Origin of the sequence: Bradyrhizobium sp. HKCCYLS3013, assembly GCF_051167615.1 — a bacterium.
Classification (GTDB): Bacteria; Pseudomonadota; Alphaproteobacteria; order Rhizobiales; family Xanthobacteraceae; genus Bradyrhizobium.
Genome location: NZ_JBNPTK010000003.1, coordinates 213,683 through 236,626 on the forward strand (window position 1 = coordinate 213,683; position 22,944 = coordinate 236,626).

19 protein-coding genes and 1 tRNA gene are annotated in these 22,944 nt (G+C 64.8%); 5 read left to right on the plus strand and 15 right to left on the minus strand.

From position 1 onward, the window contains the following. Nucleotide 1: 1 nt before the first annotated feature. The 7 genes from era to rpoZ form a co-directional block, all read right to left on the minus strand. Complete coding sequence (era, locus tag ACQR1F_RS07720) at nt 2-928, minus strand: GTPase Era (protein ID WP_315803998.1); 927 nt, start codon at nt 926-928, stop codon at nt 2-4. Then, nucleotides 918-1,991, minus strand: coding sequence for a ribonuclease III (rnc, locus tag ACQR1F_RS07725; RefSeq protein WP_434912767.1), 1,074 nt, complete (start codon nt 1,989-1,991; stop codon nt 918-920). The genes era and rnc overlap by 11 nt, the downstream gene beginning before the upstream one ends. Then, nucleotides 1,988-2,749 (minus strand): signal peptidase I, encoded by a 762-nt coding sequence (gene lepB / locus ACQR1F_RS07730; RefSeq protein ID WP_315804000.1) that lies wholly within the window; start codon nt 2,747-2,749, stop codon nt 1,988-1,990. Before lepB ends, rnc begins: the two co-directional genes overlap by 4 nt. A gap of 287 nt (nt 2,750-3,036) precedes the next feature. After that, nucleotides 3,037-3,456 carry a holo-ACP synthase gene (gene acpS, locus ACQR1F_RS07735; protein WP_315804001.1) on the minus strand — a complete coding sequence of 140 codons (420 nt, stop codon included), beginning with the start codon at nt 3,454-3,456 and terminating at the stop codon, nt 3,037-3,039. Continuing rightward, on the minus strand, nt 3,453-4,235 hold the full coding sequence (locus tag ACQR1F_RS07740; RefSeq protein WP_434874498.1) for a pyridoxine 5'-phosphate synthase: 783 nt from the start codon (nt 4,233-4,235) through the stop codon (nt 3,453-3,455). The genes acpS and ACQR1F_RS07740 overlap by 4 nt, the downstream gene beginning before the upstream one ends. Before the next feature lie 81 nt (nt 4,236-4,316). Further along, the gene (locus ACQR1F_RS07745; protein WP_316181904.1) at nt 4,317-6,617 is read right to left on the minus strand and encodes a RelA/SpoT family protein; all 2,301 of its coding nucleotides are present in this window, start codon (nt 6,615-6,617) and stop codon (nt 4,317-4,319) included. A gap of 169 nt (nt 6,618-6,786) precedes the next feature. Further along, complete coding sequence (gene rpoZ / locus ACQR1F_RS07750; protein WP_006612728.1) at nt 6,787-7,179, minus strand: DNA-directed RNA polymerase subunit omega; 393 nt, start codon at nt 7,177-7,179, stop codon at nt 6,787-6,789. Between the two features lie 347 nt (nt 7,180-7,526). On the opposite strand from rpoZ, the gene ACQR1F_RS07755 reads away from it, so the two are divergent. Together ACQR1F_RS07755 and ACQR1F_RS07760 are read left to right on the plus strand one after the other, a co-directional pair. After that, complete coding sequence (locus tag ACQR1F_RS07755; protein WP_315804003.1) at nt 7,527-8,180, plus strand: NYN domain-containing protein; 654 nt, start codon at nt 7,527-7,529, stop codon at nt 8,178-8,180. Beyond that, on the plus strand, nt 8,161-8,844 hold the full coding sequence (locus tag ACQR1F_RS07760) for a uracil-DNA glycosylase (RefSeq protein WP_315804004.1): 684 nt from the start codon (nt 8,161-8,163) through the stop codon (nt 8,842-8,844). The genes ACQR1F_RS07755 and ACQR1F_RS07760 overlap by 20 nt, the downstream gene beginning before the upstream one ends. Nucleotides 8,845-8,861: 17 nt before the next feature. Here the strand turns inward: ACQR1F_RS07760 and ACQR1F_RS07765 are convergent, their stop codons facing one another. The 4 genes from ACQR1F_RS07765 to dapA are packed head-to-tail and all read right to left on the minus strand — an operon-like array spanning nt 8,862 to nt 11,310. Beyond that, nucleotides 8,862-9,443, minus strand: coding sequence for a peroxiredoxin (locus ACQR1F_RS07765; protein ID WP_315804005.1), 582 nt, complete (start codon nt 9,441-9,443; stop codon nt 8,862-8,864). A gap of 56 nt (nt 9,444-9,499) precedes the next feature. Continuing rightward, nucleotides 9,500-9,973 (minus strand): SsrA-binding protein SmpB, encoded by a 474-nt coding sequence (smpB, locus tag ACQR1F_RS07770; RefSeq protein WP_315804006.1) that lies wholly within the window; start codon nt 9,971-9,973, stop codon nt 9,500-9,502. Nucleotide 9,974: 1 nt separating this feature from the next. After that, on the minus strand, nt 9,975-10,391 hold the full coding sequence (gene mscL, locus ACQR1F_RS07775) for a large conductance mechanosensitive channel protein MscL (protein ID WP_316181903.1): 417 nt from the start codon (nt 10,389-10,391) through the stop codon (nt 9,975-9,977). 28 nt (nt 10,392-10,419) lie between these two features. Beyond that, nucleotides 10,420-11,310 carry a 4-hydroxy-tetrahydrodipicolinate synthase gene (gene dapA / locus ACQR1F_RS07780; protein ID WP_316181901.1) on the minus strand — a complete coding sequence of 297 codons (891 nt, stop codon included), beginning with the start codon at nt 11,308-11,310 and terminating at the stop codon, nt 10,420-10,422. A gap of 348 nt (nt 11,311-11,658) precedes the next feature. Between dapA and ACQR1F_RS07785 the strand changes: the two genes are divergently transcribed. Further along, nucleotides 11,659-14,013 (plus strand): transglycosylase SLT domain-containing protein, encoded by a 2,355-nt coding sequence (locus tag ACQR1F_RS07785; RefSeq protein WP_434912768.1) that lies wholly within the window; start codon nt 11,659-11,661, stop codon nt 14,011-14,013. 64 nt (nt 14,014-14,077) lie between these two features. On the opposite strand, the gene ACQR1F_RS07790 is transcribed toward ACQR1F_RS07785, so the two are convergent. Then, nucleotides 14,078-15,607, minus strand: a complete 1,530-nt coding sequence (locus tag ACQR1F_RS07790; protein WP_316218310.1) for a porin — start codon at nt 15,605-15,607, stop codon at nt 14,078-14,080. A gap of 674 nt (nt 15,608-16,281) precedes the next feature. Further along, entirely contained in the window at nt 16,282-17,811 is a 1,530-nt protein-coding gene (locus tag ACQR1F_RS07795; RefSeq protein WP_315804010.1) for a porin, read from the minus strand. A gap of 400 nt (nt 17,812-18,211) precedes the next feature. On the opposite strand from ACQR1F_RS07795, the gene ACQR1F_RS07800 reads away from it, so the two are divergent. Further along, nucleotides 18,212-18,733: a MarR family winged helix-turn-helix transcriptional regulator gene (locus tag ACQR1F_RS07800; protein WP_315804011.1), complete on the plus strand. Its 522-nt coding sequence runs from the start codon at nt 18,212-18,214 to the stop codon at nt 18,731-18,733. 64 nt (nt 18,734-18,797) lie between these two features. Here ACQR1F_RS07800 and ACQR1F_RS07805 read toward each other — a convergent pair whose 3' ends face one another. Further along, nucleotides 18,798-19,697 (minus strand): alpha/beta hydrolase family protein, encoded by a 900-nt coding sequence (locus ACQR1F_RS07805; protein ID WP_434912769.1) that lies wholly within the window; start codon nt 19,695-19,697, stop codon nt 18,798-18,800. A 781-nt stretch (nt 19,698-20,478) separates the two neighbouring features. Beyond that, nucleotides 20,479-22,008, minus strand: a complete 1,530-nt coding sequence (locus ACQR1F_RS07810) for a porin (protein ID WP_315804013.1) — start codon at nt 22,006-22,008, stop codon at nt 20,479-20,481. A 747-nt stretch (nt 22,009-22,755) separates the two neighbouring features. Between ACQR1F_RS07810 and ACQR1F_RS07815 the strand changes: the two genes are divergently transcribed. Then, nucleotides 22,756-22,849, plus strand: a tRNA-Ser gene (locus ACQR1F_RS07815). Nucleotides 22,850-22,944: the final 95 nt, after the last annotated feature.

Sequence of the window (22,944 nt, forward strand, 5' to 3'; positions counted from 1 at the left end):
GTCATTCCCTGGGGAACTCGAGCCCCATCTCCCGGTAGCGGTCGGGATCGTCGCCCCAGTTCTCACGCACCTTCACGAACAGAAACAGGTGCACCGGCACGCCGGTGATCTCTGCGATTTCCTTGCGCGCCTGCGCGCCGATCGACTTGATCGTCGCGCCGCCCTTGCCGAGCACGATCTTGCGCTGGCTGTCGCGCTCCACGAAGATCGTCTGCTCGATGCGGATCGAGCCGTCCTTGCGCTCGGTCCAGCTGTCGGTCTCGACCGTGGACTGGTAGGGCAGCTCCTGATGCAGATGCGAATAGATCTTCTCGCGGGTGATCTCAGCCGCGAGGTGCCGCATCGGCGCGTCCGACATCTGGTCCTCGGGATAATGGAACGGACCGGGAGGCACCATCTCCGCCAACGCCCGCCTGAGATCGTCGACGCCGTCGCCGGAGATCGCCGAGATCATGAAGGTGCGCGCGAACGACAGCTTCTCGTTGGCGGCCGCGACCAGCGCCAGCAGCTTCTCGCGCGGCACCAGGTCGACCTTGTTGACCACCAGGATCTTTTCGTGCGCGACCGCAGCCGCCTTGTCGATGATGGACTGCGCCTCGTCGTCGATGCCCTTCTTGGCATCGAGCAGCACGCAGACGACATCGGCGTCATGCGCCCCGCTCCAGGCCGTCGTGACCATGGCGCGGTCCAGCCTGCGCTTCGGCGCGAAGATGCCGGGGGTATCGACCAGGATGATCTGAGACGCCCCCTCGATGACGATGCCGCGGATCAGCGCCCGCGTCGTCTGCACCTTGCGCGAGACGATCGTGACCTTGGAGCCGACCAGGGCGTTGACGAGCGTCGACTTGCCGACATTGGGCGCGCCGATCAGCGCGACGAAACCGCAGCGGGTCCCGGCAGCCGGCACCGATTGTTGTTCAGCCGTCATTGCTGCCGCCGCTCACGCCTTCGCGCTCGATCATGACAGATGCCGCCACCTTTTCTGCCGCGCGCTTCGAGCCGCCGATGCCTTCGGCCGGCTCCAGCCCCGGCAGGTCGACGGCGACACGGAACTGCGGATCGTGATGCGGGCCGGTGCGCTCCACCTCCCGGTAAACCGGGGTCGGCAGGCCCTTGCCCTGCGCCCATTCCTGCAGCACCGTCTTCGGATCGCGCAGCGGGCGCCGCGGCTTGTGCATGCGCTCGGTCCAGTTGCGCTCGACGAAGCCCGCCGCGGCGGTGTAGCCGCCGTCGAGGAAGATCGCGCCGATCACCGCCTCGCAGACGTCACCCAGCACCGACTTGCGCAACCGCGCCCCGGCGCCGGCGCCGACCGCGCCGAGCTTGATGTCGTCGAGCAGGCCGAGCGACTTGGCGACGTCGGCACAGCTCTCCTTGCGCACGAGATCGGCGAGCCGCTTCGACAGCTCCCCTTCGTCCGCGCTCGGAAACGAGCGGTACAGCATGTCGGACACGATCAGGCCGAGCACGTGGTCGCCGAGAAATTCGAGCCGCTGATAGCTGTCGCCGCGCTTCTTGGACGATTTCAGCGCCGAGACGTGGGTGAAGGCGGTGCTGAGCAGCGACGGATCGGCAAAGTGATGGCCGATGCGCGCCTCGATCGCCGCATTGGCGGCCTTGTCCGCGGCCTTGGCGCCCTTGGCGGCGCCGGTCCCCGCGCTCTTGGCACGGCGGCTGCCCTTCGCCTTGCTGCGCGCTTTGCCGTCGGATTCGGCCTCGGCAACGAGCGCGGTCGGGTCGGCCCCATCGTCGGTCGGGCCAGCGGACCCCGATTCGGACTCGACGGTCTTCATGTCCGGCTTGGAGACCGGCTTCGCCTCGGTCCTGGAATCGGCCTTTGGCTCAGTCTTGGGCTCGCTCTTCTGCTCGGGCTTGATCTCAGACTTCGGCCGCGACACAGCCTTGGGCGACGCCTCCAGCGCACCCGTGCCGGGTTGCGGGCTCGATGCGGCAGCCTGCGTGGTCTGGATATCGGGTGAGTCGTCGATCATCGCACGAATTTGAAGATTCGATTCCAGCGCACCGATACCGGCCAGCGCCAGAACGCCCAGGCATGCTCGCCTTCGGCAATGGAAAAGAAGATCAGCTGCGCACGGCCGACGATGTTCTCGAACGGCACGTAGCCGACCTGGCTGAGGAAGCGGCTGTCGGTCGAGTTGTCGCGGTTGTCGCCCATCATGAAGAAGTTGCCGGCCGGCACGGTATACACCGCGGTGTTGTCGACATAGCCGTTGTCGACGCAGTCCAGCGTCTCATAGCTGACGCCGTTCGGCAGCGTCTCCTTCCAGCGCTTGACGCGCGCGGTCGAGTCCGGCTGCCCGCAGGGATCCTCGCCGATGAAGTCGGACAGCCGCTCGCGCTGCACCGGCTTGTCGTTGATGTAGAGCAGCCCTTCGCGCACCTGGATGCGGTCGCCAGGCAGGCCGATCACGCGCTTGATGTAGTCGGTGGTATCATCCTTCGGCAGGCGAAACACGACGATGTCGCCGCGGTTCGGCTCCGAGCCGAAGATGCGGCCCGAGAACAGCGGCGGCGACAGCGGGATCGAGTAGTGGCTATAGCCGTACGAATATTTCGATACGAACAGATAGTCGCCGACCAGCAGGGTCGCCTTCATCGATCCCGACGGGATGTTGAACGGCTGGAACAGGAACGTACGGATCACCAGCGCGATCAGTAGCGCATGAACGACGACACGAACGGTTTCACCGAGGCCGCTCTCAGTCTTGGTTCCGGAGGTCACGCTCATCGCTCTTTCAATGTCCCTTGGCGAATGGTCCGACGATTCGCCAGCCGTTGCCGAACACCCCTCCGTCCGCGAACACCATACCGTTCCGCGGCTTAAGGGAGTCTGTCCTGATTCTGGTGGTTAAGGCCAACTCCGGTTTGACCCAGAATCCGCCCGTGATGCAGCCGGTTCGATCCCGGCGGGTTTTAGACGACTGCGCGGGGCCGCGCAATCAATCGCCGCATCAAAACTACATAACTCGCTGAAATCGATCGCATTTTTGTTTTTCCTGCTGGGGCGGCCGCCCGTCAGGATGTCTCGCGGCGCACCGCCGAAATTATGACGAAGGCTTGCGCCAGCGGCCAGTCGTCGGTGATCGACAGGTCGATGCGCGGCTCGTGGCCCTCGGGGGTCAGCGCCTTCAGCCGTTCGGCCGCGCCCCCCGTGAGCTGCATGGTCGGCCGGCCGCCGGGCAGATTGACGACGCCCATGTCGCGCCACCACACCCCCTGACGGATCCCGGTGCCGAGCGCCTTGGCGCAGGCCTCCTTGGCAGCGAACCGCTTGGCGTAGGTGGCGACCACCATCTTCTCGTTCTTGGCCCGCCGCTCCGCCTTGGCGCGCTCGGCCGCGGTGAAGATCCGGTTCAGGAAGCGCTCGCCGTGCCGGTCCATCACCTCGGCCACGCGGCGGATGTCGATCAGGTCGGAGCCGATGCCGATGATCATGCCGCCGTCCCCAACCGCGCACGGCCGCGATCCATCGCCGCGCGCATGGTGCGGACGGTCTCGGCGAGGCCCACGAACAGCGCCTCCCCCATCATGAAGTAGCCGATGTTGAGCTCGACGATCTCCGGCAGCGTCGCGATCCGCTCGGCGGTGGCATAGTCGAGCCCGTGGCCGGCATGGACCTCGAGCCCGGCTGCATAGGCCTGCCGGGTGCCGGTGACGATCCGCTCCCACTCCGCGTCCGCCTTGTCGTGGTGGCCGTCGGTGATGGCATCGCACCAGCCGCCGGTGTGGATCTCGATCACGGGCGCGCGCAGCCGCGCCGCCATCTCGATCTGCGCCGGGTCGGCGGCGATGAACAGCGAGACCCGGATGCCGGCATCGCTCAGCCGGGCGATCGCCGGCGCCAGCGCCTTGTGCTGGCCGACCACGTCGAGGCCGCCCTCGGTGGTCAGCTCCTCGCGCCGCTCCGGCACCAGGCAGCAGGCATGCGGGCGCGTCGCAAGCGCGATCCGCACCATCTCCTCGGTGGCCGCCATCTCGAAGTTCAGCGGCTTGGAGATCTCGGCCTTCAGCCGCGCCATGTCGTCGTCGCGGATGTGCCGGCGGTCCTCGCGCAGATGCGCCGTGATGCCGTCGGCCCCGGCCTCGATCGCAAGCAGCGCGGCGCGCACCGGATCGGGGCTGCGGCCGCCGCGGGCATTTCGCAAGGTGGCGATGTGGTCGACGTTGACGCCAAGGCGCAGCTTCGGAGGATGTGACTTCGACGGATCGGACATGGGCCGGCTCGCAGGACTTTCGAGTAGACTACGGCTTGTTTAGCGCATCCCGAAGCAGAACGCCGCAGCCATCCCCGCAGATTAGCCATTCACCCGGTCGACCCGCGCCACGATGGTCTTGGCGCGCAACTGGTTGATGATCGCCGAGAGATGCTTGAGGTCATAGACCTCGAGATCGATCGTGAGCTCGGTGAAGTCAGGCGAGCGGCGGCTCATGCTGATGTTGTCGATGTTGCCGTCATGCTCGGCGATCACGGTGGCGACCTGGGCGAGGCTGCCCGGCTCGTTGACGTTCTCGACGCGAATGCGCGCCGGAAAGCGCTGCGGCGAGGTCTCGTCGACGTCCCAGCGCACGTCGAGCCAGCGCTCTGGCTCCTCCTCGAAATCCTTCAGCGCCGGCGACTGGATCGGATAGATCGTGATCCCCTCGCCCGGCGTCACGATGCCGACGATGCGGTCGCCCGGCACGGCACCGCCGTTGGGCGCGAACTTCACCGGCAGGCCGGAATTGAGCCCGCTGATCGGGATGGCAAACGGGCCGCGGTGGGGCTCGGCCGCAGGCGCGGCAGCCTTGGCTGCCGGCGCGGCGGCCGTCTTCTTGGCGCCGTAGCGCACGACGCGCTCTTCCTTGTAGTCCGGATACATTGCGCGCGCGACGTCGGAGGCCTTGATCTCGCCGCGGCCGACCGCCGCCATCACGTCCTCGATCGAGGCGCGCGCCAGACGCGGCAGCGCGCCCTTGAGCTTGTCGTCGGCATATTCGAGCTTGGTCCGCTCGAACAGACGTTCGACGATGCGCCGGCCCAGCCCGGCATATTGATCGCGCACGGCGGTTCGGGTGGCGCGCCGGATGGCGGCGCGTGCCTTGCCGGTGATCGCGAGCGTCTCCCAGGCCGAGGGCGGCGCCGACTGCGCGTCCGAGGTCAGCACCTCGACCTCGTCGCCGTTCTGCAGCTCCGACGACAGCGCGGCGAACTTGCCGTTGATCTTGCAGCCGACGGCGCTGTTGCCGACGTCGGTATGCACGGCATAGGCGAAGTCGATCACGTTTGCGTGGCGTGGCAGCGCGATGAGCTTGCCCTTCGGCGTGAAGCAGAACACCTGATCGTGAAACAGCTCGAGCTTGGTGTGCTCGAGGAACTCCTCGGGGTTGGCGCTCTCGGAAAGGATGCCGATGGTGTGGCGCAGCCAGGCGAAGGCATTCGATTCGCGCTTCAGCCGCTCCGTCGGCGAGGCGATGTCGTCCTTGTAGAAGGCATGGGCCGCGATGCCGAGCTCGGCGATCTGATCCATGTCCTCGGTGCGGATCTGCAGCTCGACGCGCTGCTTGCCCGGGCCGATCACGGTCGTGTGGATCGAGCGATAGTCGTTCTGCTTCGGCGTCGAGATGTAGTCCTTGAACCGGCCGGGCACGACAGGCCACGTCGTATGCACGATACCGAGCGCACGATAGCAGGATTCGAGATCCGGCATGATGACGCGAAAGCCGAAGATGTCGGACAGCTGCTCGAACCCGATGGATTTGCGTTCCATCTTGGTCCAGATCGAGAATGGCCGCTTGCGGCGACCGAACACCCGCGCCGTCAGGCCATGCTCGCGAAACTTGCGGGCCAGCTGGCTCTCGATCTCGCCGATCAGGTTGCGATTGCGCTCCGCCAGCGCATCGAGCCGCTGCATCACCACGCTGTACGCCTGCGGGTCGAGCGTCCGGAACGAGAGATCCTCGAGCTCCTCGCGCATCTCCTGCATGCCCATGCGGCCCGCGAGCGGCGCGTAGATGTCGAGCGTCTCCTCAGCGATCCGCCGCCGGGATGCCTCCGGCACGAACTCCAGCGTGCGCATGTTATGCAAGCGATCCGCGAGCTTGACCAAGAGCACACGCACGTCATCGGCGATCGCCAGCAGGAGCTTGCGCAGATTCTCGGCCTGCTTGGCCTCGCGCGAAACCAGCTCGAGCCGTTTCAGCTTGGTCAATCCCTCGACGAGCGCACCGATCTCGGGGCCGAAGAAGCGGTCGATCTCGGCGCGGGTCGCCTCGGTGTCCTCGATCGTGTCGTGCAGCAGCGCCGCGACGATGGTGGCGTCGTCCAGCTTCAGGTCGGTCAAAATGGCCGCGACCTCGAGCGGATGCGTGAAATACGGGTCGCCGGACGCGCGGGTCTGCGACCCATGCGCCTTCATGGCGTACACATACGCGCGGTTGAGCAGATCCTCGTTCGTATCCGGATTGTAGGAGCGGACCCGTTCCACGAGATCGTACTGTCGCATCATGCGGGAGCGCGGCTTCGGCGGCCGCGGCCGCTCAGCCGGCGGCGAAGGCGCCAACGCGGCCGATTCGGCCGCCGCCTGCATCTGCTGAGGAGTGTGGCCCGAAACCACCATGGAAAATGACTAAACCTTTATCTTCGTGACCAAATCTGCCGGATGGCAGGCGCTTGTCGCAGCCCTATGGTAATCACGGAATCACGTTCAAATGCAAAGGCCCGGACGTGGTCCGGGCCTTCACATTCTCACAAGCTGGCTGGAGCTCGCGCTGACGGTGACGAGACCGTCACTCGTCCTCTTCCGGCTGCTCTTCCGGCGGAGCGAGGCCCTCGAGGCCCTTCAGCAGCTCTTCCTCGGTCATGCGCTCGACGGCGACCTCGGTGTCGTCGGCATCGACGCTGGCACCGGCCGAGCCGATCAGCGGCACCGTGTCCGGCTCCGGCTCGTCGACCTCGACGAACTTCTGCAGCGAATGCACCAGTTCTTCCTTCAGATCCTCGGGAGAAATGGTCGAATCCGCAATTTCCCGGAGTGCGACGACGGGATTCTTGTCATTATCTCTATCAATTGTAAGTTGCGATCCTGACGAGATCATGCGCGCGCGATGCGCGGCCAGGAGAACCAGGTCGAACCGGTTGTCGACTTTATCGATACAATCTTCCACAGTGACGCGCGCCATTGTCGCTCCGGTCCTTTGTGTGCTTAATATGCTGATTATGCTGGGCTAGTTATAGAGGCTGGCTGGCTTTCGCAAGGCAAAACTGGCGTCAGGGTTCGGTAAGGGGCAAGGAGTACCGAATTCGGCAACCTTGACTGGCGCTCCGTCCAGACCCGCGGAATTCGGGCCTTGGACAAGAAAACGCTTCATTACGTCGTCACAAGTACGCCTTTGTTGCCCCGATCACTCCGGTTTGCGGTAACCTCACACCAGATGGACCGCCGACGCCTTGGCAGTATCTTGAAATGGAGTGCGCGACCGACTGGAGTCGCGCCCAAAATAGAATCTAACTGAACGCGAGACACTGAATGTCATCTTCGACCAACAAGATTGCGCTCTTCATTGACGGCGCCAACCTATACGCCACGGCCAAGACGCTCGGCTTCGACATCGACTACAAGCGCCTGCTCAAGGAATTTCAGAGCCGCGGCACGCTGCTCCGCGCATTCTATTACACCGCGATCATCGAGGATCAGGAGTACTCGTCGATTCGGCCCTTGATCGACTGGCTCGACTACAACGGCTATACCGTCGTCACCAAGGCGACGAAGGAGTTCATCGACGCCAGCGGCCGACGCAAGGTCAAGGGCAACATGGACATCGAGCTCGCCGTCGATGCCATGGAGCTCGCCGAGCATATCGACCAGATGGTGCTGTTCTCGGGCGACGGCGACTTCCGCTCGCTGGTCGAAGCGATGCAGCGCCGCGGCGTTCGCGTCACCGTGATCTCGACCATCTCCAGCCAGCCGCCGATGATCGCCGACGAGCTGCGCCGTCAGGCCGACGTCTTCACCGACCTCATGGAGTTGCAGTCCAAGCTCGGCCGCGACCCGTCGGAGCGCCCCGCCCCGCGCGAGCCGCGCCACCATTCCCCGCAATTCCTGCAGCGCTCCACCACGCCGGCCGCCCGCGCCACGACCACCGCCACCACCACGCCCAACGATGACGATTTCGAGGACTAGGCGGACGGGCACTCAGCCTGCGCCGCCTGCCCTGTCTTCGACCAATCCCGATCGAGACTGTCCGCTGTGCCCTCGCCTCGTGGAATTCCGCGAGGCGCAGCGCGCGCGCGAGCCGTCATGGTTCAACGCGCCTGTGCCGTCGTTCGGTGATCCCGATGCGCGGCTGTTGATCGTCGGGCTCGCGCCGGGGCTGCAGGGCGCCAATCGGACCGGGCGTCCCTTCACCGGCGACTATGCCGGCGAGTTGCTCTACGGGACGCTGCTGCACTACGGATTTGCGAAGGGCCGATTCGAGGCACGTCCCGACGACGGGCTGACGCTGGTGGATTGCCGAATCAGCAACGCGGTGCGCTGCGTGCCGCCGCAGAACAAGCCGCTGCCGGCCGAGATCAACCAGTGCCGGAGCTTCCTCGGCGCCACCATCGCCGCGATGCCGCGGCTGCGCAGCATCGTCGCGCTCGGCCGCATCTCCCACGACACGCTGCTGAAGCTGCTGGGCCTGCGCGCGGTCGCGGCGCCCTTCGCCCACGGCGCCGTGCACCAGGCCGGCGGGATCAGGCTGTACGACAGCTATCACTGCTCTCGCTACAACACGAACACCGGCGTGCTCACGACCGAGATGTTCCACGCCGTGTTCGCGCGCGTGAAGGCGGATCTCGATTAGGTCGGTCCGCCCCATCCTCACGCGGCGACGCGGTTGTCCTTCAGCCACGCCAGCACGTCGCCCGCGTTCCTGTCCGGAGGAAACACCGGATAGAACACGTGGGTGATGCAGGCGTCGTCCACGATCATGGCAAGCCGCTTGATCATGGTCAGCCCGGCGATCTCCATGGTCGGCAACCGCAGGGCATTGGTCAGCTCGAGCTTTTCGTCCGACAGCACCGGAAACGGCAGGTGCAGGCGCGAGGCCATCTCGGTCTGATAGGCATTGCTCTGCGTCGACAGGCCGAACACATGCGCGGCGCCTGCCGATTTCAACTCGCCGAACAGGTCGCGGAAGCTGCAGGTCTGCGGCGTGCAGCCGCGCGCACCTGGGATCATGTCCCAGTCCTCGACCAGCGACACCTTGCCGGGTTCGCCGGTCCGCGGATACGCGAACACGACGGTCCGTCCCGGCAGATCGGACAACGTGACCAGCGTGTCGTCGGTGGCACGCAGTCCGATCGCGGGAATGATCGTCCCGACCAGATGATCTGCTGCGCCGTCGTCGGTCGGAGCCGGAATCCGGCTCCAGTCGACATCCAAGAGGTTCTTCTGATTCATCGGATGCTGTCCCAAGGCTCAGGCGTGCCGCCGAGGAGCGCGCGGCAAAGGTCTCGTTAGCCGCGCGCCCGCAGCAGCCGGCCCTTCTCGCGGCCCCAATCGCGCTTCTTTTCGCTCTCGCGCTTGTCGTGCAGCTTCTTGCCCTTGGCGACGGCGAGCAGCAGCTTGGCGCGGCCACGCTCGTTGAAATAGAGCTTGAGCGGGATCAGCGTCATGCCTTCGCGCTCGACCGCGCCCATCAGCTTGTTGATCTGCTTGCGATGCAGCAGCAGCTTGCGCGGCCGCTTCGGCTCGTGATTGAAGCGGTTGGCCTGCAGATATTCGGGAATGTTGGCGTTGATCAGCCAGATCTCGCCGTCGCGCGAATCCGCATAGGATTCCGCGATCGTCGACTTGCCGCTGCGGACCGACTTCACCTCCGTGCCGGTCAGCGCGATGCCGGCCTCGATGGTGTCCTCGATCGCATAATTGAACCGCGCCTTGCGGTTCTCTGCGGCGACGGTGATCTTGGGCTCGTTCTTGTCTGCCACGTCAGGCCTTCTTCAGGAGATCCCTGATTTCGGTCAGAAGCTCGACCTCGGGTGTGGGCTTCGGCGGAGCGGCCGGCGCAGCCTCCTGCTTCCGCTTCAACGTGTTCATCAGCCGGATGACGATGAAAAGAACGAAGGCAACGATCACGAAGTTCAGCGTGATCGTCAGGAAGCTGCCATAGGCCAGCACCGCACCCTGCTTCTTCGCATCGGCAAGGTTGCCGGCATTTACCGCTTTGGACAGCGGGATAAAGTAGTTGGAGAAATCAAGGCCGCCGGTGACCGCGCCGATGATCGGCATGATGACGTCGCCGACCAGCGAGTTGACGATGGCGCCGAACGCCGCGCCGATGATGACGCCGACCGCGAGGTCGACGACGTTGCCCTTCATCGCGAATTCACGGAATTCCTTCAACATGCTCGCATCCCCCTCAAGATACGTCGGCTCAGTTGATCAGTCCGGCATGAACCATCGCCTCGCGCACCGCGACCCGGGTCGGCTCCGACACCGGCACCATCGGCAGCCGCAGCTTCTCCTCGATCTTGCCGAGCAGCGACAACGCGTATTTCACCGGCGCCGGGTTGGACTCGATGAACAGGTTGGTGTGCAGCGGCATCAGCTTGTCGTGGATCTTCAGCGCGGTGGCGACATCGCCCTTCTGCCAGGCCTGGTGGAATTCCGAGCACAGCCGCGGCGCGACGTTCGACGTGACGGAGATGCAGCCATGGCCGCCATGCGCCATGTAGCCGATGATCGTCGCATCCTCGCCCGAGAGCTGGTTGAACTCCTCGCCCATCGCGGCGCGCTGCTGCGACACCCGCACCATGCTGGCGGTGGCGTCCTTCACGCCGGCGATGTTCTTCAGCTCGAACAGGCGCTTCATGGTGTCGACGGACATGTCGATCACCGAGCGCGGCGGAATGTTGTAGATGATGATCGGAATGCCGATCGCGTCGTTGATCGCCTTGAAGTGCTGATACAGGCCTTCCTGCGTCGGCTTGTTGTAATAGGGCGTCACCACCAGCACCGCGTCCGCCCCCGCCTTCTCGGCGTGCTGGGCGAGCTCGACCGCCTCTTTGGTCGAATTGGAGCCGGCGCCGGCCACCACGGGAACCCGCCCCTTGGCCTCGGCAATGCACCACTCGACCACCCGCTTGTGCTCGTCATGGCTGAGCGTCGGGCTCTCGCCCGTCGTGCCGACCGGCACGAGGCCGTTGGTGCCCTCGTCGATCTGCCAGTTCACGAGGCTGCGAAAAGCGGCCTCGTCCACGGACCCGTTCTTGAAAGGAGTGACCAAGGCGGTGAAAGAACCCCGGAAATTCGTCTTGGCTGCCATGAAACTCCCTCCCAAACGCCGTTTGGCCCCTGTGCGAGCCACTTCATACCGGGTCTACCGACGGGGCGGAAGGCCCGCCCGCGGTTGGGCTGCCTTCTCAACAGGCACACGAATCACTCGAGCCGCTTTGCCGCGCCCGCGATACCCCGGCCCCGCACGCTCCGCACCGATAAACGCGTGAGCACCCTTCTCTCCGACCCGCGCGGCCGCACGCCGCCCTTCGGTCGTGATTTCGCCGCGGTGTTGGCGCAGGTTGCAATCCTTCCCTGTATATTTAGGATTTGTTCACCTTTTCGATAGACCCATGTTGGTCAGGGGATCGAAGTCATCCGCCGCAAAAGGAACGCCGTGCCCTTTTCTGCCCGCGCCACTGCATTGCGATCGACCGCCCTGTCGGTGTCACTCTCGGTGTCCTTGGCCGCCGGCCTGACACTCGGATGGGCTCTCGCCGGACATGGCGCCCTCGCCAAGGACCAGGCTGCCAAGTCCAAGGTTTCAGAGTCCAAGGTTTCGGCATCCAAGGCTCATACGGCCAAGGTTCCCGTGCCGAAGGCGCGTCCGATCGCGCGCGGCGCGGTCCCCAAGACGAACACCAACGAGGCGGCCGGGACGAAGAGCAAGGTCGACGCGCACGCCGAGGCGAAGGCCGAGATCAAGAACACTCCCAAAGGCGCCGGCGCGGCGCCAAGGGACATCACGCCCGGTGCCGCGGCTGCGGCCCTGCCGGTCCGCCAGCATGCCGCCCTGCCCGCCTCCCGCAAGCCCGTGGTGCCGGCTGCGATCGCTGCGACGTCATCGACCTCGCAATCCGACAAGGAGGCGCTCGAAAACGTGATCGAGCTCGTCCGCAAGCGCAAGCCCGGCGACGCCACCGAGGTCGTGCAGGCGATCTCGGATCCCGTCGCGCGGAAGCTCGCCGAATGGGTGATCCTGCGCAGCGACAACAACAATGCCAGCGTCGAGCGCTACCGCGCATTCATCACCGCCAATCCGTCCTGGCCATCGCAGACCTTCCTACGACGCCGGCTCGAGGCCGCGTTGTGGGACGACAAGCGCGACGATTCCGTCGTCTGGTCGTGGTTCGAGAACGAATCGCCGCTGTCGGCGAAGGGCAAGTTCGCGCTGGCCCGGGTGATGCTCAATCGCGGCGACCGCGCCAACGCCGAGCGCCTGGTGCGCGATGCCTGGCGCAACGACGCGATGTCCGAGGAGACCGAGACCAACATCCTGGACCAGTACGGCGCCCTGCTGTCCGGCGGCGATCACAAGGCGCGGATGGACACACTGCTGTATGGCAGCGAGCACGAGGCGGCGATGCGCGCTGCACGGCGGCTCGGCTCGGGCCACGTGGCGCTCGCAAAGGCGCGAATCGCGACCTACCGCAAAGCGGCCAACAGCCAGAGCCTGCTCGATGCCGTGCCGCGCGAGCTGCACGGCGATGCCGGCTACATCTTCAGCCGCATCCAGGTGCTGCGGCGCGACGAGAAGTTCGCCGAGGCGGCGCAGTTGATGCTCAGCGCGCCCAGGGATCCCGGCCGCCTGCACAATCTGGACGAATGGTGGATCGAGCGCCGCCTGCTGGCGCGCAAGATGATCGATACCGGCGATTATCGCAGCGCCTACCTGATCGCGCGGGACGCGGCGCTGCCGAACCGCGACATCTACAAGACCGAGCAGGAATTCACCGCCGGCTGGATCGCGTTGCGCTTCCTCAACGATCCCGCCACGGCGGCCCAGCACTTTGCGCGCATCGGCATCGGCAGCGTCAATCCGACCACCCTGGCCCGGGCCGGCTATTGGCAGGGCCGCGCGGCAGAAGCGATGGGGCGCATGCAGGAGGCGCGCGCGGCCTATATGTCGGCGGCCGAGCAGTCCACGAGCTATTACGGCCAGTTGGCGCGGGCGAAGCTCGGCCTGCCGCAGCTGGGCCTCAATGCCGCTCCGAGCGGCCGCGGACGCGGCGTCGAGCGGCTCGAGGTGGTGCGCGCGGTGCAACTGCTCTACGAGCTCGACGAGGGCGAGGTCGCGATCCCGATCTTCGCCGACATGGGCGACAACGGGGACCCCGACGTCCTGGTCGGAATCGCGGAAGCCGCCGCGCGAAACAGCGATGCGCGGGCGATGCTGCTGGTCGGCAAGGCCGCGCTCAATCGCGGGCTGCCGTTCGATCATTACGCCTATCCGGTCACCGGCATTCCTGCTTTCCGCTCGCTCGGACCGGAGGTCGAGCCGAGCGTGGTCTTCTCGATCGCGCGTCAGGAGAGTGCCTTCAACCAGGCGGTGGTCTCGCCGGCCCAGGCCTATGGGCTGATGCAGGTCACGCCGGATGCCGGCCGCTACGTCTGCAAGCGCGCGGGCGTCAGCTTCGATCTGAACCGGATGAAGACCGACCCGGTCTACAACGCGCAGCTCGGCGCGGCCGAGCTCGGCGGCCTGCTCGAGGACTATCGCGGCTCGTACATCATGACGTTCGCGGCCTACAATGCCGGCCGCGGCAGCGTGAGGAAGTGGGTCGAACGCTATGGCGACCCGCGCGATCCGAAGGTGGACGCGGTGGATTGGGTCGAGCTGATCCCCTTCGCGGAGACCCGCAACTACGTGCAGCGGGTGATGGAGAACCTGCAGGTCTATCGCGCCCGCTTCGGCGGCGGCTCGCGGCTACAGATCGAGGCCGATCTGCGCCGCGGCGCTGTGGTGGAGTAGCGAAACCGACATCGGATCGTCGTCAATCGCTATTCGCTACTCCCTGCTCCCTATTCGCCTCTCATCACCAGTTGCGCTGAGCGCGCAGCAGCAGCGAGACCGAATCCTGGTCCTTCAGCTGATAGGTCGTGGCCGGTTTGGCAACCGCCGCAACCGCCGGCGCATTGGCGACGCCCGCGAACTTCTGATCCAGCCGGGTCCAGGCGACGTCAGCCGAGAAGGTCAGATTCTTGACCGGCGTCCAGCGCGTGATCACACCCAGGGTCGAGATGTTGAAATCCGGGTTGCAGTTCGCACCGACGATGCCGAGAGCGACCATACCCGCACCGTTGCAGATCAGGCCCTTCGCTGTCGCATTATAGCGCACGGCGCTCCATGAGCCGTACACCGCGGTGTTCCAAGCCGGATCCCAGTTGTGGGTGAAGGCGCCGCGGACGCCGTAGGTCGTCGTCAGCTGCTGCTGGGTATTCGCCCCGAACACCGAATCCGACACGCCCGCGAAGCCCAGGCTCTGGAAAGCGCCGGCCATGTTGCTGCCGCCGTACATCGCGTAGTTGATCGGCGCGAGGCTCTGGAAGTTGTAGCGGCTGGCACCGTTGGTGTAGACGCCCTGCAGATTGATGGTGTCGCCGGCGCCGGTCGGGATATTCTTGATCGACAGGGCGAGCTGACCGGCGTAGCCCCATTTGTCGGCGGGATGCCCGGTCGTCTCGTTGGCACCGAAGAAGGCGGCGTGGTTGTCGTGCGCCGCGAAGGACGCCTGGAACAGGCCCCAGGCCTGATCGACGCGCACCATGCCGACGATGTCGGGCGCGACGTTGCCGCCGAAATTCGACGTACCATAGCTGCCGGTGAGCACGCCAGCGGCCGTCTGTCCCGCCGTATTCCAGATCTGCGACTGCGAATACTGCGTCGCATCCTGGGCCGAGATCGCGGCCGTGATGCCCGAGCCGAAGTCCGCGGTGTAGGTGAACTGGTTGACGCCGGTGATGGTGCCGCCGCCGCCGGTCAGACCGTCGAAATTGTTGCCGGGGTAGTTGGCCCAGGGTGCGTCGAACTGCGACACGGCCTTACCCATGGTGAAGCCGGCGAACTGGATGAAGGCATAGAAGACGCCGATCCCGCCTTGCGCGATGTTGCCGTCAGCCTGCGCTCCAGGCGCGCCCGCCGTCGAATAGGCGGTTGCGCCCGTGGGGGAGCCGGTCCCGGCATAGCTGCCCCCGGTCCACTGGAAGACACCGTCGAAGAAGGTGCGCACGACGCCATATTCGGTCGCGGTGCGGGTGTCGATGTTGAGGTCGGCGCGCGAACGCGTCGTGTAGTAGTTGCTGAGACGATTTCGCCCGCCGGCGACGCCGTTCACGGCATTCTGGAAGATCGTATTCGTACCGAAGCCGGCCTCGGCACGCAGGTAGCCGCCGAGCTTGATGCAGGTGTCGGTACCCGGAATGTAGAAAAATCCGGCGCCGTACATCGAGCAGACCCTGACATACTCGACCGCTTTGGCCTTGATCGGAAGGTCGGCGGCCTGAGCCCCACCCATGGCGAGCAACGCCGCCCCTGAGCCCAGAACAAGGCTCCTCACAGTCTTCATACTAACCTCCAAATTGCTCAGTTCAGACCGGCCCGGCTCGACATCGAACGACCGCCCCAACGGTCAGCCCGTCTCCAGCTGCACCACAGTGCTCGCGCATAGCGTTGCAGTGGGAACGATCGCGAGGCAGAGTTGGTGCTTTATCGGACCATTCTCGTGACCGGCCGGATCACGCATGTGGCGCGGCCGCGGCACGGCACACGGTCGCCAGATCCCCAAGAGTAATGTGTCAGGGAAGACTTTCGCCGCCGAATGCGTGTCGCGCTCGTGGCGGGAATGCAGCAGGACGCGCGTCGAGAAGCGCGGCGAGCGCGAGGCTCCAATTTTACGGCTCTGTCATCCCGGCGATCGTGGCACGGGCCCTCGCCTGCCCGGGATCGCGCAGGCCAAGCTTGGCTCAAACGTGCGGTCGAACCGAACGACCCCGCCGACCGCCTCTCACGCATGTTTGAGCCGGATGGCCACGAGGCGGTCGCGAAATTCCATCCAGATCGCACTCCGTCGCGTGGCCGCGCGGTGTGGTTCTCGGGCGGCTCTGCAGCATGTTTGTCAGCGACAGAGCGGAGCAGCGAGGAATGCGGATCTCGGCGCCGGAGCACGCGCTGGCTATGCAAAGAAAAACCCCCGGCAGTTTCCTGCCGGGGGTTCGTCAAACCGTCGTCAGACGATCTGGATCAGAAGTTGCGCTGAGCGCGGAGCAGCAGCACAGCCGACTGCTGATCCTTCAGCTCGTACACCGCGGCCGGCTTCGCGACAGCAGCAGCAGCCGGAGCGGTGACCGAACCGGAGTGCTTCTGGTCGAGCCAGGAGTAGGCGAAGTCAGCCGAGAAGGTCAGGTTCTTGACCGGGGTCCAGCGCGTGATCAAGCCGAGGGTGGCCAGATCGAAGTCCGGATTACAGGTCGAACCCGCGTTGAAGGCCGCGACAACGCCCGGGCTGGTGCAGATCAGGCCCTTGGCCGTGCCATTGTAGCGGACGGCAGCCCACGACCCGTAGATCGCAGTGTTCCAGGCCGGATTCCAGTTGTGGGTGTACGCACCGCGCATACCGTAGGTCGTGGTCAGCTGCTGCTCACCACCGGTCGTGAAGACCGAGTCGCCCACACCGGCAAAGCCGATGCTCTGGTAGGCGCCAGCCAGACCCGTGCTGCCGTACATCGCGTAGTTGTTCGGCATCAGGCTCTGGATGTTGTAGCGGCTCGCACCGTTGGTGTAGACGCCCTGCACGTTGATCGTGTCGCCAGGTCCGGTCGGGATGTTCTTGATCGACAGGGCCAGCTGAGCCGCCCAGCCCCACTTGTCGGCCGGGTGGCCGGAGGTCTCGGACGCGCCGTAGTAAGCGACGTGGTTGTCATGCGCCGCGAACGACGCCTGGAACAGACCCCAGGCCTGGTCGACACGGACCATGCCGACGAAGTCCGGAGAGACGTTGCCACCGTAGTTGCTGGTGCCGTAAGCACCACCGATCACGCCAGCCGCCGTCGAACCCGCCACGTTCCAGAGGTTGTTCTGGTAGTAGGCGCTCGCATCCTGAGCCGAGACCGAGGCCGTGATGCCGGAGCCGAAGTCAGCAGTGTAGCTGAACTGATTGACGCCGGTGACCGTGCCGCCGCCGCCGGCGAGACCGTCGAAGTTGTTGCCCGGATAGTTGACCCAGGGCGTGTCGAACTGCGACACGGCCTTACCCATGGTGAAGCCGGCGAACTGGATGAAGGCATAGTACACGCCGACCGAGCCCTGCGCGATATTGCCGTCGGCCTGTGCGCCCGGCGCACCAGCGGTCGAGTAAGCGGTCGCACCGGTGGCCGAACCCGTGCCGGCATAGCCGCCGGAGGTCCAGCTGAAGGTCAGGTCAGCGAAGGTACGGACCACGCCGTACTCGGTCGCCGTGCGCGTGTCGATGTTGATGTCCTGACGAGCGCGGGCCGTGTAGTAGTTGCTCAGGCGGTTATGCGCACCACCCTGGCCGCTGTACGTGCCGTTGAAGTCGCTGTTCGTGCCGATCGCCGTTTCAGCACGGAGATAGCCACCGAGCTTGATGCAGGTGTCGGTGCCGGGAATGTAGTAGAAGCCCGCACCATACAGGGAGCAAACCTTCACATACTCGACCGCTTTGGCCTTGATCGGAAGGTCGGCCGCCTGAGCCGCGGACATGGCGAGCAGAACTGCCGCCGAGCCGAGGACAAGGCTCTTAACCGTCTTCATTTAAACCTCCAAGTTGCTCTTTTGAGAAAGAACCGGACCAAGATCCCCCAGGACGATCCGCTTCCTCTGCTCCCGAAAAACCGCTTCAGCCGCTTCGCGCCATCGGACACACCCGCATCACGCGAGGGACTTAAGCGAACCACCTGTCACGGGACGATCGAGTAACCCCCCACCGTCGCCAGGAACTATGCCTTCGCTCATTCGGTAAGCAAAATAGTTTATGCAGTCAGGTAATTGAATGAAGCCGAAATGTGTCTTGAGGGCAACACAATGGCAGCTTGTTGTGCAGCGCACGGGGGACGGCGCATGTCCTCCTAGATAAGTGATTTTGTTGCGGATTTTTTTTCTTTAGGGTCGAGCTTCGTACTGGAACTCCTGAGCAATGGCGCCCTTGAAGAACATGTCTGCCGCACCTGTGGAAGCGGACGCGCAACCGCAGACTGCCGAACATCTGCCGAAGAATCGCGACGCCATTCTTCGCTTCGCCAGGGAGATCTCCACGATCAACGTCCATCTGGAGGAGCTGAGGTACTTCTGGGCCAAGCGAATCGGCATCAGTGGCCCGCAATGGATGATCCTGATGGCGATCTCCGAGCTGGATCAAGGCGAGGGAGTCGCCGTGAATGCGGCGGCCAAGCGGCTGCACGTCGACCCTTCGTTCGTCACGACGCAGTCGAAGCTGCTGGAGAAGAAGGGCTTCATGGAACGCAAGCCCGCGCCCAACGATGCGCGCGTGGTCCGGATGTCGCTCACCACCAAGACATCGGAGCAGTTCGCCGAGCTGGAAGCCCAGCAGGCGCAGATCTTCAGCTTCATCTTCGAGGAATTCGACGCTCGCGAGCTGGCGACGTTCACGGACAAGCTGGCTGGCCTCAAGGACCGTTTCGAGAAGGCCAGCGCGCGACTCACGATGGGGCTCTGAGGCCCCCGAGGCGACCACGGCCCAATCGCCTCTTGCAGGCAGCGGGCCCAGATATGCGGTCGCATCAGCCAGGAGGCCGCTGAGACCCCGCCAGGCGCCTGGCGATCCAGTCAAAGACGAAGGCATCGGCTTCGAGCCAATCGGCGCCCGCGCTGGAGACGATCTTCAGAGTGATATCCGGGTGCTCGCGCTTGATCTGCGCGATCAGCCGGGTTGCGATGTCGGCTCGAAGCCAGCCGCGCTCCGGCACCGTCACCAGCAGCGGACACATGATCTGCCGCGCCGCCAGCCCTTCCGTCGCGATCGGCGGCCTGCCCCGCTCACCCGCACCGGGTCGGCGCGACAGGAAGACACGCTCGTGAATATCCCACAAGCCGGCGTCGCAGACCGCCGCAGCATAACGCGGATCGAGTGCGATGCCGCGCGCGACAAAGGACGAACTCCAGTCGTCGGCCAGAATCGCGACCCGGCCTTCGTCCACGTCATCGCGGGACGTCACGTAGTCCGTCACGCTCGCGATGGCCGATTCGAGATCGCGACGGCCGACGATCTCCTCGAAGCGGCAGTCCGGTCCGCTGCCCAGCAGATCGACCACCAGCAGCGCCAAGCCGCGCTGCTCCGCATGGGCTGCAAACTTGAACAGCGACGTTTCCTTGCGACGGCCGGGCTCACCGATGCAGATGACGGTGGGCGCCCTGCCCGCCTCGCCACGCGCCGGCAGGAAATAGGCTTCGAGCGGATAGTCGGCGCGCCAGTGGATTGTGACGACCTCTCCCTGCGGATCGGCACAGCGCAGGAATTCGCGCGCACATTCGCGCATGCGGGACAGCACGACGTCCTGGCGGGAACGCGAGCTGCTGAACGGACAGGCCGCAGCCTCATAACAATCCACTGCGCGCGACCATTTGCGAAACGCCAGCTCGGGACGACCGCTGCTCACGGCGTCGGCGGCGGCAGCCTTCATGGCGTCCGCGCATTGCATCCACTCGCGATACCAGGACTCGTCGTCGCTGGCGTCGATCCGCTGCGCAACCGCCAGACATTCCGCAAGCTCGGCCCGGCCCTCGGGCCGCGCTTCCAGCAGCCGCGTGATGGCGCCCGCCAGATCGTCTTGCTCGGACCACGGACGCAGCACTCCCACAGAGCCTTCCGAACTCATCTTTGGACACATTCCTCACTGGCGTGACGGTGTGGCCCCGTCATCTGACGGTCATGGTGACCATCCGGCATTTCCCGGTCAAGCCGATGCACAACGATTTTTAGTGAGACGATGGATGTATGCGCTGATGGCACGCGCCTGCGGAGATCACGCTGAGGCTCTGCAATCGAGAGGCAACGTCAGATCTTGGGTGCCGAGGAGATCCCGATGTGAAAAAGCCTCCGGCGGGGCATCGCCGGAGGCTTCCTGGAGTCTAACATCGTATGATCGTCGTCTTGCGTCTGCGGTGTCGTCCTCACGAGGACGAATGATTACTCAGGCATGAGAAAATTAGCTTATCAACTCATCTGTTTTCAACACCATTTTTAAAAAAATGCCAGCATGCAGCCAACCTACTGAAACGAATGCGACTTTCGAGCTACAGGCAATCGAAGCTCTGCTCAATTGGCTCGATCCATCGATCTGGCATCGATCGCTTCTCGAGCGCAGCGGACCCGGAGTCACTCCGGAATGAGCGCCCGCACACAAGCAAAAACCCCCGGCAGTTTCCTGCCGGGGGCTCTTGAACCCGATCAGACGATCAGGATCAGAAGTTGCGCTGAGCGCGGAGCAGCAAGGACACCGAGTTCTGGTCCTTGAGCTGATAGACCGCAGCCGGCTTGGAAGTCGTGGTCGTAGCCGGGGAAACAATGTTGCCCGAGTACTTCTGGTCGAGGTTGGTCCAGGCCACGTCGGCCGAGAAGGTCAGGTTCTTGACCGGGGTCCAGCGGGTGATCAAGCCCAGCGAGGAGATGTTGAAGTCGGGGTTGCAGGTGAACCCTGCGCCCGCGATCGCACCCATCGCCGCGCTGCCGCAGATCAGGCCCTTGGCAGTGCTGTTGTAGGACACGGCAGCCCACGAACCGTAGATCGCGGTGTTCCAGGCCGGGTTCCAGTTGTGGGTGTACGCACCGCGCATACCGTAGGTCGTGGTCAGCTGCTGCTCACCGCCGGTCACGAAGACCGAGTCGCTGACGCCAGCGAAGCCGAGCGTGCCGTAGACACCAGCCGTGCTGCTGCCGCCGTACATCGCGTAGGTGGTCGGCACCAGGCTCTGAGCGTTGTAGCGGCTCGCACCGTTGGTGTAGACGCCCTGGATGTTGATGGTGTCGCCGGGGCCGGTCGGGATGTTCTTGATCGACAAGGCCAGCTGAGCAGCCCAGCCCCACTTGTCAGCCGGGTGACCGGTGAGCTCGGTGGCGCCGTAGTAGCCGGTGTGGTTGTCATGCGCCGCGAACGACGCCTGGAACAGACCCCAAGCCTGGTCGACACGAACCATGCCGACGATGTCCGGGGACACGTTGCCACCGAAGGTGTTGGTGCCGTACGAACCGCCGATGATGCTGGCCGCGGTGATGCCCGACACGTTCCACATGTTGGTGGTGTAGTACTGGCTCGCGTCCTGCGCCGAGATCGCCGCAGTGATGCCCGAGCCGAAGTCGGCGGTGTAGGTGAACTGGTTGACACCGGTCACGGTGCCGCCGCCGCCCCACAGGCCGTCGAAGTTGTTGCCCGGGTAGTTGGTCCAGGGCGCGTCGAACTGCGACACGGCCTTACCCATCGTGAAGCCGGCGAACTGGATGAAGGCGTAGTACACGCCGATGCCGCCCTGAGCGATGTTGCCGTCGGCCTGAGCGCCAGGAGCGCCAGCCGTCGAGTAGGCAGTCGCGCCGGTCGCCGAGCCCGAGCCAGCGTAGGTGCCGCTGGTCCAGGTGAACGTCAGGTCAGCAAAGGTGCGGACCACGCCGTACTCGGTCGCGGTGCGCGTGTCGATGTTGAGGTCCTGACGAGCGCGGCTGTAGTAGTAGTTGCTCTGGCGGTTCATGCCGCCGGCAACGCCGTTGACCGCGTTGTTGTACTGGCCGTTGCTGGCGAACGACGTTTCAGCACGCAGGTAACCGCCCAGCTTGATGCAGGTGTCGGTGCCGGGGATGTAGTAGAAGCCAGCGCCGTAAAGCGAGCAGACCTTCACATATTCGACCGCCTTGGCCTTGATCGGAAGGTCAGCTGCCTGAGCCCCGGACATGGCGACGAGAGCGGCCGCCGAGCCCAGGACAAGGCTCTTGATCGTGTTCATAATGTTAAACCTCCAAGTTGCTCAGTCAGGGAAGGTTCCGCCTCCGCTGGGTGAGAGACACCCTTGGGGTTGGACCCGTTATCCCTCTTCGACCCGTCGCTCAGCCGCTTCGCGCTATCGGACACACCCGCATGAACGCGAGGGACTTGAGCGAACGACCTAAACGGGACGACGTCGGGATGCCCCCCTTCGTCGTGCGAGCAGAATTACCGAAGGCCTTTGCACACGCAACAAAGGAACCATCATTGCGGCGCCCAAGCGGCGCCTTTTCGGATCGGTGTTGCACAAAAGGCACGGAACCGTGGTTCTGCGGGAACACCTAAGTCGCTGTTTATGTTGTCGTTTTGTCACAACGCAATTTGAGGTGCTTAAGGCCGCGAGCACTCGCCCGCCCGGAACCCGCCCCAAGTCAGGCGCCGGGGCCGTGAATCCAGCCACGCGCTGAACGAGAATCGGGCTGGAGGACGCTGCCGTCTGCGTCCCCTCCCGCCGGCCGCCTTTGCTGCCGACGACCCTCTATATTAGGGGTCCCCCGCGTCAGGGATCATCGAGGGGGCTCGCACCGCCCGTCGACTTCGACGCGTACCGCGGCCGATCAAACGGCAGGTCCAGCCCGGATCGATGAGCCGAAGGTGAAGACCACCGCCCGCACCGGTCCGGCGAAGCCGCGGCCCTGTGAGGATTTCGAAACCGCATGCAATCTGCCGCTTGCGGCTCAGCGCGGCGTCGGGCATACCGACCGTCGCCGGAGACGTGGCCGAGTGGCTGAAGGCGGCGGTTTGCTAAACCGTTATAGGGTTGTAAAGCCCTATCGAGGGTTCGAATCCCTCCGTCTCCGCCAGCCACCCTTGGGTGCGGCCAACAGGCCCCTCCCCCCGATCATCCGCATCAAAGCCGAGCCGTTCACGCACCTGCCGGATCGCAACGGAGCATGGC